Origin of the sequence: Trichocoleus desertorum AS-A10 (genome assembly GCF_039962155.1) — a bacterium.
Lineage (GTDB): Bacteria > Cyanobacteriota > Cyanobacteriia > FACHB-46 > FACHB-46 > Trichocoleus.
On sequence record NZ_JAMPKN010000006.1, the window covers coordinates 1 to 16,571 of the forward strand.

Below are 16,571 nucleotides of genomic sequence, written 5' to 3' on the forward strand. Positions count from 1 at the left end.
AGCGTTTCAACTTTCGTAGACGGCTGGCGCTTTGAATGGGTATTGGTAGATTCGCTGCAAGGGATTCGAGCTTGATGGTTTTGAGGGTTTGTAGGAGTTGAATTACCAGCAGGAGTAGGAGAAATTGAGCCAGACTGAGGCAAGAGCGCAGATGAGTTTGGTAGAATTTAGGCATTTTGATTATGGAAGGTCTTCTCAACAAGCAGGGACCTTTTTTATTTGCCTATTGTCCCTCCACCTCTGCTACATCTGCCTTAAACCCACTCTGTCCCCCCACCAGGAAAATGGCTTATGTTTTAGCACTGTATGAAGATACAGCTTTGGTCAAACTCGAAGCGCTGTTGCAACCCTTTGGTCTGACTTACTTTACACAGATGCTTGGGGAGCTTATCTACGGTTGCTTAATTCTCAGCAGCACACTGTTGGAAAAGCGAACACCCAAAAGATGGAGCGCAAACATTTAACCTTGAGAACTCGGATTAAGCGATTAGCTCGTAAAACAATTTGTTTTTCCAAAACTACTTGGTTGCATGACATTGTAGTTGGGTTGTTCATCAACCGCTATGAGTTTGGTCGGGCTGTTTGACTGCTTCCACAGGTCTAGAACACTACCCAAGTTTTTCGGCTTACCGTACTTATGAGCATACTCTTGGGCCAGCCGAGTCAGCCCTGCTTCTGTTTTGGCAGTGGGTGTAATGGAAGTGCCTTCCCGGGAAATGTAGAGGCCGAAAACATAGAGAGACTCAGCTTCAGCAACTGCTTTGGTTTGGGCAAATGCTTCAGCTGTGGCAGAAGTCAAAGCCTCTTTCAGCTTTGCGTAATCGAAATTCAGTTGCATACAAACTCAGTACAGTAGGATCGCGTTATCGGACTCGAAATTCCACCACGTCGCGCCGAATCGTGACATCAAAGTTGCCAAAGAAATCGTGACCGAGCAATCCAGTATCTAAGTCAGGCCCCGCGATCGCAACTGAGACATTGCTAGCAACTGCACCATCTACTTCAATCGAATCGACAAAGCCGACGGGAATTTCTACTCCTTTTTGGCTAGCTGTGTCTACCAGGGCTTTGGTCACGGGTTTGACACCCATAGCAGCTGCCATTTGCTGAGTAATCAAGGTGCCGCTTGCGCCCGTATCCACAATCATCTCGAAGGTTTGATTGCCGTTAAAGGTGACATCAATCACGGGAGTGCCGCCTTCTCGGCGCTTGATCGGAGCCTCAAAAACTCGTTCGCGCCTAGGTGCAGGTTGAGTCGGTCGGGTGGCGACATTGGAGCGTGAGGCTTCTACGGGTTGTGGGATCGGGGGAGGCGCTAAAGCAATAACGCTCTCAGTAGGGGGCTCAGCCGCTCCATCTGGCTTGCTGGCTTGTTTTTTGGCGTACGTGAGTTGCTGTTGATATTCGCTAATTTTTTCTTTGACTAGCAATTGGTAAGGGCTGGAGTTTGGCACCTGTTTGAGGAAGGCGATCGCTTCTTGCCACTGGCTCACCACTAACTTCCAGTCATCTTGGGATTGCGCGGAGGCTCCAATGCTAGCAGCACTGGCAGCGCGATCGAGCGCAAACTCAAAGGGATCTAGTTCTGGGGAAGGCGGAGACGCAGGTTCTTCAATCACTACAGGTGAGGGATCAATCGGTAATGCAGCCACTGGCGCAGCACTCGAAGTAGGCGTGGGAGCAGACAGACTCTGCGCCGAAGGCTTGATCGAGGAGCCGCTGCAACCTGTACTAGCCAGCGTTAAGACACCCGACACAATCAGCAAAATCGCTCTCGACGGAAAAAGCTTTGGCATAGGAAGGCAAACAACTGCCGTGGGATGGTTTAAAGTCTACAAGCTAGATATTTTCAGTTTTCACTCTTCTACTTTAAACTCACCGACTTCAGCTGAGATTCCGTACAGGGCGATCGCCTGCTCAAAAGACGGTTGGCTTGTTCAGGCAACCGAGCGGCACCAAGCTGGAATCAGCTAGGTTTAGTTTAGACACTGAATAAGTTGATATTGATTCACAACATCCAAGTGGGGCCAAGCCAGTGAAGCGTGCAAGTTTGATCATGAATCCGGTTTCCGGTACGGATGAGCCTAACCCCATGAAGCTGCCCGATATCATTGCTGCCTTGGAGACAGAAGATATTCGAGCTGATCTCGCATTTACCAAGCCAGATGAATCTCCGGCGCTGCTGGCCCAACGAGCCGTAGAAGAAGGATATGACATGGTGATTGTGGGGGGTGGAGATGGCACGGTCAGTGAAGTCGCAAAAGGGCTGATTCACGCGCCAATTCCGCTGGGCATTGTTCCCATTGGCACCTATAACAACATTGCTCGTAGCCTCAATATACCGACTGATCTGGCTCAAGCCTGTCAAGTGATCGCCCAAGGGCAAATCAAAAGTATTGATGTCGGACAAGCTAACAACGACGCTGAGCACTACTTTTTTGAGGCCGCTGGGGTAGGGCTAGATGCAGCTCTCTTTCCTTTAGGGGAGGAAGTGAAGGATGGGCAATGGGGACGAACGCTGCAAGCTGTCCGCTTAGCCATTAGTTATCAACCTCAGCGCTTGAAAATTGAGTTAGATCGTCCCTTGGCAAACGCGACGACACGCACCTCCTTGCGTCAACGATTTTTGCGCCGTCAACTCGCAACTCGCAGCGAATTTCAGCTCCAAGCTCTACTAGTTGTGATTGCCAATGGTCCCTATTATGGAACCGGATTTACGGTGGCTCCTGATGCAGTGATGGATGATGGGCTGCTGACTGTCAGCGTTTATCGCAAGTTCAGCAAATGGGAACTAGTGCGTCATTTTTGGTCTATTAGTCGAGGACAGTACCACTACAACCCCAAAATTGAAACTTACCAAGTGGCAAAGGTGCGTCTTAGTTCACCTAGCAAGCTGCCTTTTCATATTGATGGGCATCAAATTGGTGAGTTGCCTGTGACATTCCAAGTTGTGCACCAGGCTCTGAAAGTGCTTGTTCCAGCAGAGACAAGTTCGCCCTAATGTGCTCCTACTGGGCCAGTCGGATTCGGCAGTTTTCGATACGACACTTACAATTGGGCATGGGATAATAGCGTCCGGCAAGTATTAGTTTTCAAGTATCAGTTTCCAGGTCCTCCTATCTAGACTTCTATGGCTCTTTCTGCCCCTCAACCTGCTCTTTTAGTTCTTGCGGATGGTTCAGTTTACCGGGGGTGGTCTTTTGGTGCGCCTGGGACCACCATTGGCGAAGTTGTGTTCAACACAGGAATGACGGGTTATCAGGAGGTTTTGACCGATCCCAGCTATTGCGGTCAAATTGTTACCTTCACTTATCCTGAGTTGGGAAATACTGGCGTAAACCCTGAAGATGATGAATCTGCACGGCCTCAGGTACGAGGGGCGATCGCTCGCAATATTTGCCCACGTCCTAGCAATTGGCGATCGACCCAATCTTTATCGGACTACCTGAAGCAACACAACATTCCAGGCATTTACGGCATTGATACCCGCGCCCTGACGCGCAAGCTTCGCTCTGCTGGAGCCATGAATGGGGCAATCTCGACCGAAATTCTTGATCCCACAGAACTGCTGGAGCAGGTGCAAAATGCACCCAGTATGGCTGGTCTCAACTTAGTCCAGGAAGTAACGACCTCAACGATTTACGAATGGTCTGACCCCACCGATTCCGTGTGGGAGTTCAGCCCTACTGCTCAGAACGATGAGAGTGGCTCTAATTTGTTAACCGTGGTGGCGTTGGACTTTGGGATTAAGCGCAATATTTTGCGTCGTCTGGCTAGCTACGGTTGCCGCGTCCTTGTGGTTCCAGCCGACACGCCTCCTGACGAAATCATGAAATACAATCCAGACGGGATTTTTCTCTCGAATGGACCCGGTGACCCGGCGGCAGTAACCGAAGGTATTGCCACGACCAAGGCACTCTTGACCAGCCAAAAACCCATCTTCGGCATTTGTATGGGCCACCAGATTTTAGGGTTGTCGTTGGGGGCAGAAACCTTCAAGCTGAAGTTTGGTCATCGAGGACTCAATCAACCTGCTGGATTAAAGCAGCGAATTGAGATCACCAGCCAAAATCATGGATTCGCGATCGCGCCAGAATCCCTGCCTGATGCAGATGTGGAAATCACCCACCTCAACCTCAACGATCGCACGGTAGCAGGCTTGCGGCACAAATCCTTGCCATTGTTTTCGGTTCAATATCACCCGGAAGCTAGTCCTGGTCCGCATGACGCAGATTATTTGTTTGAGAACTTTGTGCAGGCTATGCGAGCTGCCAAAACTAACGGCGATCGCCCTACCGCCGTCGCCACCGAAGCAACGTCCTAAAAAACTTAAAGTTGCAAACTTGAGGTTACAGGCATGGAGCTAAGGATTATACTGGCATGAGTTGTCCTGAAAACTGGCTAAAGTGTATACTGGAGCCTCGAATTATGGACATTTTTTGTTAGGAGGGATTTATTCCTGAGCCACTCACCCTGACCGTTAGCCTTAGAGGCACACGCGAAGTCAGAGATAATTGCCAACTCTTCCGTCTGACGGGTCTGTTAGATGCATTTTCTGAACCTACCTTTCGTAAGGTGCTCACAAAATGCGTCGAAGAAGGCCCCAAGCATGTCATTTTAGATCTTTCCCATATCGACTTTGTTGATAGTTCTGGACTGGGTGCACTGGTGCAGCTAGCCAAAAAGGCGCAAGCCGCTGAGGGAACCTTGCAGATTGTCACTAATCCTCGAGTGACTCAAACTGTGAAGCTAGTTCGTCTAGAGCAATTCTTAGCTCTGCAAACTTCAGTCGATGTGGCCTTAGAGAACGTCAAGTCAGCTTGACTCATGCAAAAGTCGCGCCATCAAGCTATCCAGGCTTAACTGGATAGCTTGTCATTCTGCAAAAATGGCAAGACTGTAGCGAATCAATCGACTGACCTATGATGGAAAATAACGGTTCTGTGGGATCTAGCTGACAAGGTAAAAGCTGTCTGTGAAAGCAGAAGAAGATTGCTTAGAAATTTCGGATACACAGGCAGCTCAAGACCTGGCTAGCCCAGCTAATCTTCTGCCCACTGCTCAGTTGCAGACGATTTCACCTGGTGCATTGGCTTACTTGGGAGATGCAGTTTATGAATTGTATATCCGCTCTCAGTACCTGCTTCCTCCCAAGCGACTGCAAAGCTATCATCAGCGAGTTGTGGCGCAGGTCAGAGCTGAGAGCCAGGCTCACCATCTGCGATCGCTAGAGTCTTTGTTGACAGGCGAAGAGTTAGAAATTCTGAGACGAGGACGTAACGCCGCTTCTAGCCGCTCTAAGCGAGTGAATCCAGAAATCTATCAGCAGGCAACTAGTCTAGAAGCTTTAATGGGCTATCTATACCTAACCAATCCCCAGCGTTTGGCTTACTTATTGGCCCAACTGAAACTAGACCCAACGCTAGAGGAGTAGCTACCTCCTGGTCAACATAATGAGCCTCAGACCAGTGGGGACTTGAAGGCTCCGGGATATAAATTTTTCGAACTATTGAGAGAATAATATGGCCGCCAAGAAGAATTACTCTAAAGACCGCGGTAGAGCCGCTGAAGGCAAAGGGTCTCAATCGCAAGGTCAGTCAGGAGACCGCCAAGGCCGCCCCATCCCAAAGGATGCATCTCGCAGCTCACGTCCTCGTCTGCGCACAAAATCTGCTAAGGAGCGCCCCTCTGGTAAGGGAACCGATTATAGAGCGGGAGAATACCGAGGCAGCGACCGGAGGGGTGCAGGTGACGGAGAGCCTAGAGTCAGGCCTACTGCAAACACAGGAGACTTTCAGGCTCCTCGGCAGCGCTCAGATAAACCCACTCGTAACTTTGATAAGCGGGAACGCACCTCTGAGAGCCGCGATCGCAGTTTTGGAGAGCGCGATCGCAGTTCTGGTCGTCCCGAAGGACGGGAGCGTAACTTTGGCCCCCGTGAACGCAGTTTTGAGCCGCGTGAGCGGGGTTCGGAAGGGCGGGAACGCAGCCCTGAAAATCGTGGCCGCAGCTTTGGAGAGCGCGATCGCAGTTCTAGTTCTGAAGGCCGCAGCGAAGGCCGCGATCGGAGTTTCGGTCGTCCTGAAGGACGGGAGCGTAACTTTGGGGGTCGTGAGCGCAGCTTTGAGGGTCGCGGTGGCTCAGAAGGTCGGGGTCGCAGTTTTGAAGGTCGGAGTGAAGGTCGCGAGCGCAAGTTTGAGGGGCGGAGTGAAGGACGAGATCGAGGGCAGGAAAACCGCGATCGCCGTTTTGACGAGACTTCCACCAAACCTGCTGGCGAGTCCGAAGAAAGCGACTTGATCTATGGTCGTCATCCGGTGCTAACGGCCTTGGAAAACCAACATCCGCTCAATCGGATCTGGATTACTCCTCGACTGCGTTATGACCCTCGATTTCATACCGTGCTGCTGCAAGCCAAAGCCAATGGCACTGTCATTGACGAAGTAGAGCCGCAACGTCTCAGCTACATTGCGCCAGGTGCAAATCATCAAGGTGTGATTGCCCAGGTTGCACCCTATGAATATGCTGATTTGGGCGATTTGATTGCCCAAGCCCAAGCAGCAACGGCTCAGCCCTTAATCATTGTGGCGGATGGGATCACCGACCCCCACAACTTAGGAGCGATTATTCGGACTGCTGAAGCGCTAGGAGCCCAAGGCCTGGTGATCCCACAACGCCGAGCTTCGGGGATTACATCCGTTGTGAAGAAAGTAGCAGCAGGGGCTTTAGAAACATTTCCTGTTTCTAGGGTCGTCAATCTCACCCGGGCTTTAGAAGAACTCAAGACTGCCGGATTCTGGATTTACGGTACTGCTGCGGGAGCGAGCGAGCCCGTCCCCACGGTGAAGTTTTCTGGCCCGATTGTCCTGGTTATCGGTTCGGAAGGGGAAGGTTTAAGCTTAACGGTACAGCGCTGCTGTGATGTTTTAGTCTCCATTCCGTTAAGCGGCAAGACTCCCAGCCTCAATGCTTCCGTTGCCACAGGAATGGTACTTTATGAAATTTATCGACAGCGGCATGGCACCTCCTTTGATTTTGTCAACATGCCTAACAAGGAAGGAATTGAAAAAAGAAATGCAACAGAGTATAACAAAGTGTGAATAATAACGACAGTAAAAGCCTGCGTAGCACCCCGTAAAACGTTGGTAATCGGCACAGAAAAAGAATCATGAAAGAAGTTTTGGTCAGTTTTCTCGAGACTCTTGGGCTCGCTTTTTGGGTTGAGATTGTTACTGATAGGCCTCGGTGTACTTACTACTTCGGGCCATTCCTCAGTTCTCAAGAAGCTCAAGTTGCCAAATCTGGTTACGTTGAGGATTTGGAGCAAGAAGGCGCTCAAGGGATTCGAGTCACAGTAAAGCGCTGCAAAACCCCTGCCGACCTAACAATCGCGGATGATTTGGAGGTAAAAATGCCTCTGGGAAAGTCTCGGATTCTTAGCGGGCAGTTTTAGTAATGTGAGTTGTCACGCTCAAAATTGCCTTTAAACCTGTGGCTACCCTTGAGGTTCGCTAAGAAAACCAACCTAATTTGATTTCACCACTTCTGGATGGAGAGCTAGCCACCGATCAATATCTTTTACGACTTGATCGGGGATCTCCCAAGGGAACAGGTGAGCTGTGTTTGAGTAGCAATGCCATTGACTGTTCTGGAGGTGCTGAGCAGTCTCCCAACTAGATTGAGCCGTGATATGGCGATCTTCGGCACCCGCTAAGACTAAGCTGGGACAAGTAATTTGAGCGAGATCCGCTAGGCGGTTATAGTCTTTTCTCAAAGCGGCTGTCAGAGCTTGGGTGGCTTCTCGTGAGGTGCGGAGGTAAGCAACTAGTGCCTCATCGGCTAAATATTGGTAGGCGATCGCGGTGTGCTGCTGAATCAGATAGCGGTAGAGCGATCGCTTGCCAAAGGCTTCAATATTCCACTGCCAACCGGGGGAAAGGCGATTGATCATCGATGCTAACCCCGTATAGAAATTGTCCTGCCAAGTGATGGGCGGATGGCTACCACGTGGGCGAGCTGCTGTCGCAACCAAAATTAAGCCACTGACTCGTTCGGGAAATTTTAGGGCTAGCTCCATCGCCAAAATGCCACCTAACGACCAACCCAAAACTAAGCAACGCGAAACTTGATAGCGATCGAGCACCGCTTCTAGATCCAGTAGATGATCTTCCATCTCAAAAGCTTGCTGAGCAGGGCTGTTGCCATAACCCCGTAAATCCGGCGCAATGGTCTGGAAACGCTGCGATAAATGATTGGTAAACACTGACAAACTACTGCCTGATCCGGGATGGCCGTGCAGACAAAGAATGGGAAATCCTTGCCCTTGGTTCTGCACATGTAAACGAGCAGCTTGAGCAGTGCGATCGAAACTCGAATTTTGCGATTGCATCTTAACCCCTAATTTCTCAATTTCTATAGTGGCTGACCAGAACTTTATTCGCCTAAACAGATAAGGTGTATTTGCAGAAACGTATACTAAAGTTTTGGACTTTGAGTCAGGAAGAGGTCGCTGCATGGCATCCATCCGCGAGTTGCATCAACAGCTTGTCAGCAAAGAGCGCTCGGCTGTGGAAATTACCCAAGAAGCTCTAGAGCGTATTCAAGCCCTAGAGCCGAAATTGCATAGCTTTCTGTGCGTCACGGCAGATCGGGCGCTAGAGCAAGCACGGCAAGTCGATGCCAAAATTGCGGCAGGGGAAGAAATCGGACTGTTAGCAGGTATCCCTGTAGGGATTAAGGACAATCTCTGTACGCAGGGTATTCCCACGACCTGCGGTTCGCGAATTTTAGAAAACTTTGTGCCACCCTACGAGTCCACAGTGACCCAGAAGCTAGCTGCCGCTGGAGCTGTAATGGTGGGTAAAACCAACCTGGACGAGTTTGCGATGGGTAGCTCCACCGAGAACTCAGCGTATCAAGTCACCGCGAATCCTTGGGATCTAGAGCGTGTGCCTGGTGGCTCCTCTGGTGGTTCGGCGGCGGCGGTTGCGGCTAGAGAGTGCGTAGTCGCTTTGGGATCGGATACCGGCGGATCGATTCGGCAACCCGCTTCCTTCTGCGGTGTGGTGGGTCTGAAGCCAACCTATGGCTTGGTTTCGCGCTATGGTTTGGTGGCTTATGCTTCTTCGTTAGATCAAATTGGGCCGTTTGGTCGCAGTGTCGAAGATGCCGCAGTTTTGTTGCAGGCGATCGCGGGCTACGATGCCAAAGACTCGACCAGCCTTAACGTAGAAATCCCGGACTACTCGAAATTTCTCAAGCCTGATCTCAAACCTAGAGGTCGGCGCAAAATTGGGGTAATTCAAGAAACCTTTGGCGAAGGACTTGATCCGGTCGTAGAAGCCGCAGTCACCAAAGCGATTCAACAACTTCAGGATTTGGGCGCGGAAATTCAAGTAATTTCTTGTCCTAGTTTCCGCTACGGTTTGCCCACTTACTACATCATTGCGCCCTCTGAAGCTTCGGCTAATTTGGCTCGCTATGATGGCGTGAAATATGGCTTTCGTTCGGAAGACCCTGATAACATCCTGGCGATGTATACTAAGACCCGCGCTCAAGGGTTTGGCTCTGAGGTGAAGCGGCGGATCATGATTGGCACCTATGCTTTGTCTGCTGGATACTACGACGCTTATTACCTGAAGGCGCAAAAAGTTCGGACTTTGATCAAGCAAGACTTCGAGCGAGCCTTTGAACAAGTGGATCTGTTAGTTTGTCCCACTGCCCCTTCTACGGCATTTAAGGCGGGTGAGAAAACAGCTGATCCGTTAAGCATGTATCTGTCTGACTTGATGACCATTCCGGTGAACTTAGCGGGCTTACCAGGCTTGAGCGTTCCCTGTGGCTTTGATGACAAAGGCATGCCCATTGGTCTACAGATGATCAGCAATGTGCTGCGGGAAGATATCTTGTTCCAGGTTGCCTATGCCTATGAGCAATCTACGCCTTGGCACGAGCAATTGCCCTATCTGGGTTAACTCTGTTTTCTCTCTAAAGATCCATTAGTGAACATTCAGAGTCTAGTTATTATGCCTTCAGTCTTCCTATAGGGATGACGCAATTTCTAGACTCTAAGGCAGGATATATGAAGTTAGGCTCATTTTGGCAACTCTCCTCCCTGACGCTAGCTTTAGTGGGTGCTGCTCACGCGATCGCCCCGAGCGCTCAAGCTCATCACGATCCGATCCACTCTGCTGAAGAAACAGTGACTCGTACAGTTGCGAGTCCTGACACCACAATGCCTCTGGCGCTAGGAAGCAGCTTGTTACTAGGAGTCGCGGCAGCAGGCTCCTACTATGTGTTCAAGCGGCGCTCTATTTAGCTGGAGTGGCACTTAGCTAAAGTGGTACAGAGAATGGCGCTAGTCAGTAACAACCCCAACGGGCGTTACGGCTAGCGCTCTTCATTGGCTCTGGAATTGAAACTTATGCCCACGCTGGTTTTGCTGTTCAAACTCTTGCTGAAGTTACTGCTGGTCTTGGGAGGAGGGCTGGCGATCGCCTATTTAGCAGCTTGTGTCTTCCTGCTATTTCGGCAAAATCGGTTTATCTTCTTTCCTGCTCCCGTTAGCGAAACCACACCCGCAGTTGTCAATCTGGTTTATCAAGATATCTGGATACCCATCACCACTCCTACAGGCAAAGCAGAGCGCTTACATGGATGGTGGATGCCCGCTACAGAGCCAGAACAAGGCGTGGTTTTGTATGTACATGGCAATGGGGCGAATGTGGGAGCCACTGTATCCCAATCCCAGCGGTTTCATCAGCTAGGGCTATCTGTCTTTGTGTTTGACTACCGAGGATATGGTCGCAGTGAGGGCAGTTTTCCTACTGAAGCGCAGGTTTATGCAGATACACAGGCTGCGTGGAACTATTTAACTCAAGTCCGGGAGATTCCACCGGAACAGATTTTTCTTTATGGTCATTCCTTAGGTGGGGCGATCGCGATTGACTTAGCCATCAAGCAGCCTGAAGTTGCTGGGCTGATCGTGGAAAGTAGCTTTACTTCCATGCGCCGGATGGTCGATGTTCGAGGTGGATTTGGTCTATTTCCAGCGGATTTGTTGTTGACGCAGAAGTTTAACTCTCTGGAAAAGGTGCGATCGCTGAAGACGCCTGTGTTGTTCATCCACGGCATTCTAGACTTGACAGTCCCCGCAGAAATGAGCCGTACTTTATTTCAGGCAGCGCCAGAACCCAAGCAACTTTTATTGGTGGAGGATGCGGGACACAATGATGTCGCTGCCATTGGTGAGGGCCGCTATCTTCAAGTGATTCAACAATTTGTGGAGCAGGTGCAGACTAGGCAAAAACAAACTGCTATTTCTTAGTGATTGAGGAGTGAGGCGCTAAGTTAGCGATCGCCTAAAATTAGGAGGTAGCAGGGCTTTGCTGAGAACTGTATACCCAAGCTACTTAGTTGTGAAGTGTTGTTTTGAGCGATATCAACCTTGATCTCCCTGATTTGTTGATCTGAGCAGGTCAGAATAAAGTCAGATAAACCGTAAATTTGCGGATAAGCTTATTGAGGGGTGCGTAAACGGCTAGTACGCCTGATGAGCGTGCTAAATGTCATTTATTCACTGAAAGCCAAGATTGAGTTGCAGGTTGATGACTGCTGAAGAAGCATTAGGGATTGTTGAGCAGGTTCTAGAGGTAGGCCGCTTAAATAAAGTGCAAGAGACGGTATTTAAGCGAGCTTGGGAAGGATGGTCATATTCAGAAATTGCGAAAGAATCTGGCTATGACCAAGGCTACATCAAAGATACGGGTGCTAAGTTGTGGCAGTTACTCTCGGATGCTTTAGGCGAGAGAGTCACAAAATTCAACTGTCCAACCGTGTTGAAGCGATCGCAAGCCAAGCGCCAGGAAGTTGCAGTTAGCGATCGAGGAGACAGTAGCACCTCCTTAGCTCACGCTTCTAGCTCCTCACTCCCGGCTCAAGATTGGGGAGAAGCGATTGATGTGTCGATCTTTTATGGTCGAGCCGATGAACTCAGCACTTTGCGTCAGTGGGTTCAGCAAGACCGTTGCCGTCTCGTCACCCTTTTGGGGATGGGAGGGATTGGTAAAACAGCTTTGTCTGTCAAAGTTGGGGAGCAATTACAGGGTGAGTTTGAGTGTCTGATTTGGCGATCGCTGCGAGATGCCCCGCCCTTACCAGAGCTACTCGCAACTTTGATCAAGTTTTTATCCCGTCAGCAAGACATCACCTTGCCAGAAAGTTTAAGCGGCCAGCTTTCTCGTCTGTTGGAGCTGTTACGAGGATCTCGCTGTCTACTGATTCTGGATAACTTTGAGGCGATCCTCCAAGGAGGTATGCGAGCAGGAGCTTACCGCAGCGGCTATGAAAGCTATGGAGAGTTGCTGAGGCGGGTCGGCGAGATCTCCCATCAAAGTTGTTTGGTGATTACAACTCGGGAGAAACCTCAAGAAGTCGGAGCGCTAGAAGGAGATTTGCTGTCTGTGCGAACGCTGCCAGTAGCTGGGTTAGAGGCGATCGCAGGGCATGAAATTTTGCTGGCTAAAGGATTGGCAGGTTCGACCACCGAACAAGAGCAGTTGATCGAGCACTACCGCGGAAATCCGTTGGCGCTCAAGATTGCCGCTACCTCAATTCAGGATTTATTTGCCGGTGATATTGCGGCATTTCTCGACCAAGGTATGGGAGCATTTAACGGCATTGCGACCTTACTGACTCAACAGTTTGAGCGCTTGTCAGACATAGAAGCTCAGGTGATGTATTGGCTAGCAATTAATCGGGAACCAGTTGTTCCGGCAGAATTGCAAGTCAACATGATACCGGAGATTTCCAGACCCAAATTGATGGAGACTCTGGAATCGCTGACATGGCGCTGTCTGATTGACACAGCCAAGCCGACTGCTGGTGCGACTCGCCCACTGGGATTTACGCAACAGCCCGTGGTGATGGAATATGTGACTGAGAAACTGATCGAGCAAGTCTGTGAGGAGATCGTCACGGTGTCTCCTCGGTTGCTGTTGAGTCATGTATTGATGCAGGGGCAAGCCAAAGAGTATATTCGGGAAAGCCAAATTCGGCTCATTCTAAAAGCTGTGGTGGAGCGATCGCTGACCAAATTAGGCTCTCTGCAACAGCTTGAGCAAAAACTGAATCAGCTGCTGACTCAGCTACAGAACCAATCACTCAGCTTCACCGGATATGGCGGTGGCAATCTCCTCAACTTGTTTCGTCAGCTAGAGACGAATTTAGCAGGTTATGATTTTTCCGGGTTAAAGATCCGCCAAGCCTATCTACAAGATGTCAATTTACACCAAGTAAATTTCGCTCAGGCAGAATTCATTCACTGTGTTTTTGCAGCGACTTTCGGCGGCATTACTTCCGTAGCCTTTAACGCAGACGGTCAGCTCTTAGCCACCAGTGATACCAATGGCGACATTCATATTTGGAGAGCAACAAACAGCAAGCAGATGGTAGCTTGCAAAGGCCATAATAGTTGGGTTTGGGCGGTTGCTTTTAACCAGGACAGCCGAGTTTTAGCCAGTTGTGGGCAAGATCATACAGTGCGGCTGTGGAATGTAGAAACAGGACAATGCCTCAAAACTTTGCATGGACACACCAGCATTGTCACGGCGATCGCCTTTGCGCCTCATCCTAGTTTTCCCGATAGTGCAGCAGCGCAAATCCTCATTAGTAGTAGTACCGACCATACCATCCGCATTTGGGATATCCAGACAGGGAATTGCCTACGAGTTTTGGCAGGGCATACCGCTTGTGTCTGGGCAGTGAGTGTTGCTGCTAGTGGCCAAACCCTAGCCAGTGCAGGTGAAGATCAAACCATCAAGCTATGGGCGATCGCCACAGGAGAATGTTTCAAGAGCTTCCCGGCTCATAGTCATTGGATCAAAGCGCTGGCACTCAGTCCAGATGGACAAACGCTGGTGAGTGGCAGTTTTGACAATACCGTGAAGCTCTGGAATGCTAACACGGGAGAATGTCTGAAAACGCTTCCAGGGCATGTCAGCACCGTAGCCTCTGTCGCGTTCAGCCCGAACGGTAAAGTGGTTGCCAGTGGTAGCTATGACCAAACCGTCAAGCTGTGGAGTGTGCCTTCAGGTGAATGTCTCACTACCTTAGAGAAACATACCAATCGAGTTTGGTCTGTAGCTTTTCATCCAGAGGGACATCTACTCGCGAGCGGGGGAGATGACCATACAGCCAGAATTTGGGATATCTCTACGAGCCAATGTGCCAGAACTATTCAGGGGCACAGCAACTCGATCTATGCGATCGCCCTGAGCCCGGATCAGCAATGGCTCGCGAGTGGCCATGAAGACCAAACAGTTAGATTATGGGATTTCAACGCCATAGATTCAGACGCATCTCGCAGTTTGGGCTACCCGCTGAAAAAAATCTTTCGCGGACATACGAATCGTATCTTTGGCGTCGCCTTTACGCCGGATAGTCAAACTTTAGTCACAGGCAGCCTAGACCGCACAATTAAACTGTGGAATGTGCAAACTGGAGAATGCCTAAAAACATTGCAAGGTCACACCAGTTGGGTCTGGGCGATCGCCTTAAGTCCAGATGGCAGATTAGTCGCCAGTGGTAGTTACGACCATCTAGTCAAGTTGTGGGACATCACCAGTGGAGAATGTCTCCAGACATTGTCAGGACATACGAGTTCTGTGTTGTCAGTTGCCTTTAGTCCAGATGGCCGCTTGCTTGCGAGTGGTGGTTATGAGCAAATGATTAATCTGTGGGATGTGGCTACAGGCCAATGTCTCAGAACCCTCCAAGCGCATGCTAATCGAGTGTGGTCTGTGTCGTTTTGCCCGGATGGTCAACTACTGGCAACCGGGGGAGATGACTTCACCATCAAACTGTGGAATATTGCCACTGGAGAATGTGAGAGAACTCTGTCAGGACATACCAGTGCCGTTCTATCCATTCTCTTTCATCCCAGCAGTGATCAGCTCATTACTGGTAGTGCTGACAGAACGATTAAGATTTGGAGCTTAAGTACCGGAGAATGTCTCAACACCTTGTCGGGTCATCAAAACTGGGTTTGGTCCTTGCTTTTGGAGGCCCGTCATCACCTGTTGTGGAGTGGGAGCCAAGACGAAACGATGAAGTGTTGGGATCTGGAAACTGGAACCTGTCTCAACACCTTGCAACCACCGCGACCCTATGAAGGAATGAATATTACAGAGGTCAAAGGCTTAACAGAAGCCCAAAAAACCACATTAATCGCCTTGGGAGCGATCGCCGACTCGTAGCACCAAACGCGACTGTATTACTCTGCACTCAAAGATTTGGTTAAACCCCGCGGGCGATCGACATCTAGCCCCCGATACACCGTGATGTAATAGGCCAAGAGTTGTAAGGGAATCACCGTCAAAATCGGCGAGAGCAACTCATCTACCTCTGGGATTGGCACCAAGGAATCAAACAAAGCGGCGGCTTCAGAATTTGCAGGCGTGGTAATGCCAATTAACCTAGCGCCACGAGATTTCACCTTTTGCAGATTCGCCAAGGTTTTGTCATAAACTTGCCCTGGCACCGCGATCGCGACCACCGTTACTTGCTCATCCAGAATCGCGATCGGCCCGTGGAGGAACTCTCCCGCCGCATAACCTTCAGCATGAATATAGCTGGTCTCCTTTAGCTTCAAAGCTCCTTCGAGCGCAATGGGGTAATTAATCCCCCTAGCCAAAAAGATAAAATCTTGAATTTCCACCAACTCTTTCGCTAGTTGGGCGATCTCGTCTGTTGCTGCTAAGATTCGGGAGATCTTTTCGGGTAACCGTTCTAGCTCTCTGAGCAAGATATTAAGGCGATCGCTAGATAGCATTTGGCGGCGACAAGCCAGATCCAGCGCCAAGGTGTAGAACACTATTAACTGAGCGACAAAACTCTTGGTTGCTGCCACTCCCACTTCCTGTTCAGAAGGTGCATGTAGGATATGGTCTACTCGTTGCTGTAGGGTACTGTCCGGTTGATTGGTTAAACCTAGCAAGCGAGGACGGCAAGCTGGAGTGAGTCGAGACCGCCGTTGTTGCTCGAATGCCAGGGCCTTAAGTGTGTCTGCTGTTTCTCCCGACTGAGTGACCGCGATCGTCAGTGTATTGGGAGTTAGGGGAAATGGGTGATCTGGAAACTCCGAAGCATAACGAACTCTAGTCGGGATACCTGCCAATTGTTCTAGCCAATATTGCCCAACTAAACTGGCATGGAGACTGGTGCCACAAGCAACAATGTGAATTTCGGCCAAACCGTTATAGAGGCTGGCTGGTAATTCCAGATGGATTGGAGACTCTGAAGCGCGATTCTGTGTCCAATCCAAATTCAGATACTTCTCTAGGCAAGCCCGAACGACATCAGGTTGCTCATAGATCTCTTTCAGCATGAAATGCCGAAATTCTGGGTGCCGAAATTCTGGGCGATCGTCCAGCATGGAGGATAAGTCTAACAGGGCTGACAGTATTGCTGACAATATTAATAGCAACCCAAGCTAGCTTAAAAAACATGGGGCAGAAGACCGAATTATTCACTGGCGATCTTTCTGCCCCTTAGTAGATGGACGGAGAATTCAG

General features: G+C 50.0%; 14 protein-coding genes and 1 pseudogene. 11 read left to right on the forward strand and 4 right to left on the reverse strand.

Going from position 1 to position 16,571, the window contains the following annotated elements; translation table 11 throughout:
• Positions 1-284 precede the first annotated feature (284 nt).
• Positions 285-586, forward strand: a pseudogene (locus NDA01_RS31880) (IS1 family transposase); the annotation flags it as partial.
• Here NDA01_RS31880 and NDA01_RS31885 read toward each other — a convergent pair.
• Positions 488-838 carry a DUF4303 domain-containing protein gene (locus tag NDA01_RS31885; RefSeq protein WP_431193374.1) on the reverse strand — a complete coding sequence of 117 codons (351 nt, stop codon included), beginning with the start codon at positions 836-838 and terminating at the stop codon, positions 488-490. The pseudogene NDA01_RS31880 and the gene NDA01_RS31885 sit on opposite strands and share 99 nt — an antisense overlap.
• A 25-nt stretch (positions 839-863) precedes the next feature.
• Positions 864-1,796 (reverse strand): retropepsin-like aspartic protease family protein, encoded by a 933-nt coding sequence (locus NDA01_RS10770; protein WP_348227941.1) that lies wholly within the window; start codon positions 1,794-1,796, stop codon positions 864-866.
• Between the two features lie 239 nt (positions 1,797-2,035).
• Between NDA01_RS10770 and NDA01_RS10775 the strand changes: the two genes are divergently transcribed.
• The 6 genes from NDA01_RS10775 to NDA01_RS10800 all read left to right on the forward strand — a co-directional run bounded on the left by NDA01_RS10775 (position 2,036) and on the right by NDA01_RS10800 (position 7,453).
• A complete protein-coding gene (locus NDA01_RS10775) occupies positions 2,036-3,001 on the forward strand; it encodes a diacylglycerol/lipid kinase family protein (protein WP_348227942.1) in 966 nt (321 codons plus the stop codon).
• A gap of 129 nt (positions 3,002-3,130) precedes the next feature.
• Positions 3,131-4,324 carry a glutamine-hydrolyzing carbamoyl-phosphate synthase small subunit gene (gene carA / locus NDA01_RS10780; protein WP_190439661.1) on the forward strand — a complete coding sequence of 398 codons (1,194 nt, stop codon included), beginning with the start codon at positions 3,131-3,133 and terminating at the stop codon, positions 4,322-4,324.
• 149 nt (positions 4,325-4,473) lie between these two features.
• Positions 4,474-4,824 (forward strand): STAS domain-containing protein, encoded by a 351-nt coding sequence (locus NDA01_RS10785; RefSeq protein WP_199295836.1) that lies wholly within the window; start codon positions 4,474-4,476, stop codon positions 4,822-4,824.
• 151 nt (positions 4,825-4,975) lie between these two features.
• Positions 4,976-5,434: a Mini-ribonuclease 3 gene (locus NDA01_RS10790; protein ID WP_431193375.1), complete on the forward strand. Its 459-nt coding sequence runs from the start codon at positions 4,976-4,978 to the stop codon at positions 5,432-5,434.
• Positions 5,435-5,522: 88 nt separating this feature from the next.
• Positions 5,523-7,100 carry a 23S rRNA (guanosine(2251)-2'-O)-methyltransferase RlmB gene (rlmB, locus tag NDA01_RS31890; RefSeq protein ID WP_431193376.1) on the forward strand — a complete coding sequence of 526 codons (1,578 nt, stop codon included), beginning with the start codon at positions 5,523-5,525 and terminating at the stop codon, positions 7,098-7,100.
• Positions 7,101-7,168: 68 nt separating this feature from the next.
• The gene (locus tag NDA01_RS10800; RefSeq protein WP_190439644.1) at positions 7,169-7,453 is read left to right on the forward strand and encodes a DUF1816 domain-containing protein; all 285 of its coding nucleotides are present in this window, start codon (positions 7,169-7,171) and stop codon (positions 7,451-7,453) included.
• 72 nt (positions 7,454-7,525) lie between these two features.
• Here the strand turns inward: NDA01_RS10800 and NDA01_RS10805 are convergent, their stop codons facing one another.
• Complete coding sequence (locus NDA01_RS10805; protein ID WP_190560787.1) at positions 7,526-8,389, reverse strand: alpha/beta fold hydrolase; 864 nt, start codon at positions 8,387-8,389, stop codon at positions 7,526-7,528.
• Positions 8,390-8,513: 124 nt separating this feature from the next.
• Here NDA01_RS10805 and gatA point away from each other — a divergent pair, with 124 nt between their 5' ends.
• The 4 genes from gatA (at position 8,514) to NDA01_RS10825 (ending at position 15,254) form a co-directional block, all read left to right on the forward strand.
• Positions 8,514-9,974 carry an Asp-tRNA(Asn)/Glu-tRNA(Gln) amidotransferase subunit GatA gene (gene gatA, locus NDA01_RS10810; protein WP_190552299.1) on the forward strand — a complete coding sequence of 487 codons (1,461 nt, stop codon included), beginning with the start codon at positions 8,514-8,516 and terminating at the stop codon, positions 9,972-9,974.
• A 107-nt stretch (positions 9,975-10,081) separates the two neighbouring features.
• Positions 10,082-10,318, forward strand: coding sequence for a hypothetical protein (locus NDA01_RS10815; protein WP_348227943.1), 237 nt, complete (start codon positions 10,082-10,084; stop codon positions 10,316-10,318).
• Between the two features lie 105 nt (positions 10,319-10,423).
• Positions 10,424-11,326 carry an alpha/beta hydrolase gene (locus NDA01_RS10820; protein ID WP_348227944.1) on the forward strand — a complete coding sequence of 301 codons (903 nt, stop codon included), beginning with the start codon at positions 10,424-10,426 and terminating at the stop codon, positions 11,324-11,326.
• A gap of 280 nt (positions 11,327-11,606) precedes the next feature.
• Positions 11,607-15,254: a WD40 domain-containing protein gene (locus NDA01_RS10825; RefSeq protein ID WP_348227945.1), complete on the forward strand. Its 3,648-nt coding sequence runs from the start codon at positions 11,607-11,609 to the stop codon at positions 15,252-15,254.
• A 17-nt stretch (positions 15,255-15,271) separates the two neighbouring features.
• On the opposite strand, the gene NDA01_RS10830 is transcribed toward NDA01_RS10825, so the two are convergent.
• Positions 15,272-16,432: an isomerizing glutamine--fructose-6-phosphate transaminase gene (locus tag NDA01_RS10830; protein ID WP_431193377.1), complete on the reverse strand. Its 1,161-nt coding sequence runs from the start codon at positions 16,430-16,432 to the stop codon at positions 15,272-15,274.
• Positions 16,433-16,571 lie beyond the last annotated feature (139 nt).

Excerpts from the sequence above, each read along its gene's own strand:
- NDA01_RS31885 (WP_431193374.1), bottom strand. The coding sequence starts at position 838 with ATGCAACTGAATTTCGATTACGCAAAGCTGAAAGAGGCTTTGACTTCT.
- NDA01_RS10800 (WP_190439644.1), top strand. The coding sequence starts at position 7,169 with ATGAAAGAAGTTTTGGTCAGTTTTCTCGAGACTCTTGGGCTCGCTTTT.
- NDA01_RS10825 (WP_348227945.1), top strand. The coding sequence starts at position 11,607 with ATGACTGCTGAAGAAGCATTAGGGATTGTTGAGCAGGTTCTAGAGGTA.
- carA (WP_190439661.1), top strand. The coding sequence starts at position 3,131 with ATGGCTCTTTCTGCCCCTCAACCTGCTCTTTTAGTTCTTGCGGATGGT.
- NDA01_RS10815 (WP_348227943.1), top strand. The coding sequence starts at position 10,082 with ATGAAGTTAGGCTCATTTTGGCAACTCTCCTCCCTGACGCTAGCTTTA.
- NDA01_RS10830 (WP_431193377.1), bottom strand. The coding sequence starts at position 16,432 with ATGCTGGACGATCGCCCAGAATTTCGGCACCCAGAATTTCGGCATTTC.
- rlmB (WP_431193376.1), top strand. The coding sequence starts at position 5,523 with ATGGCCGCCAAGAAGAATTACTCTAAAGACCGCGGTAGAGCCGCTGAA.
- NDA01_RS10820 (WP_348227944.1), top strand. The coding sequence starts at position 10,424 with ATGCCCACGCTGGTTTTGCTGTTCAAACTCTTGCTGAAGTTACTGCTG.
- NDA01_RS10805 (WP_190560787.1), bottom strand. The coding sequence starts at position 8,389 with ATGCAATCGCAAAATTCGAGTTTCGATCGCACTGCTCAAGCTGCTCGT.
- NDA01_RS10770 (WP_348227941.1), bottom strand. The coding sequence starts at position 1,796 with ATGCCAAAGCTTTTTCCGTCGAGAGCGATTTTGCTGATTGTGTCGGGT.
- gatA (WP_190552299.1), top strand. The coding sequence starts at position 8,514 with ATGGCATCCATCCGCGAGTTGCATCAACAGCTTGTCAGCAAAGAGCGC.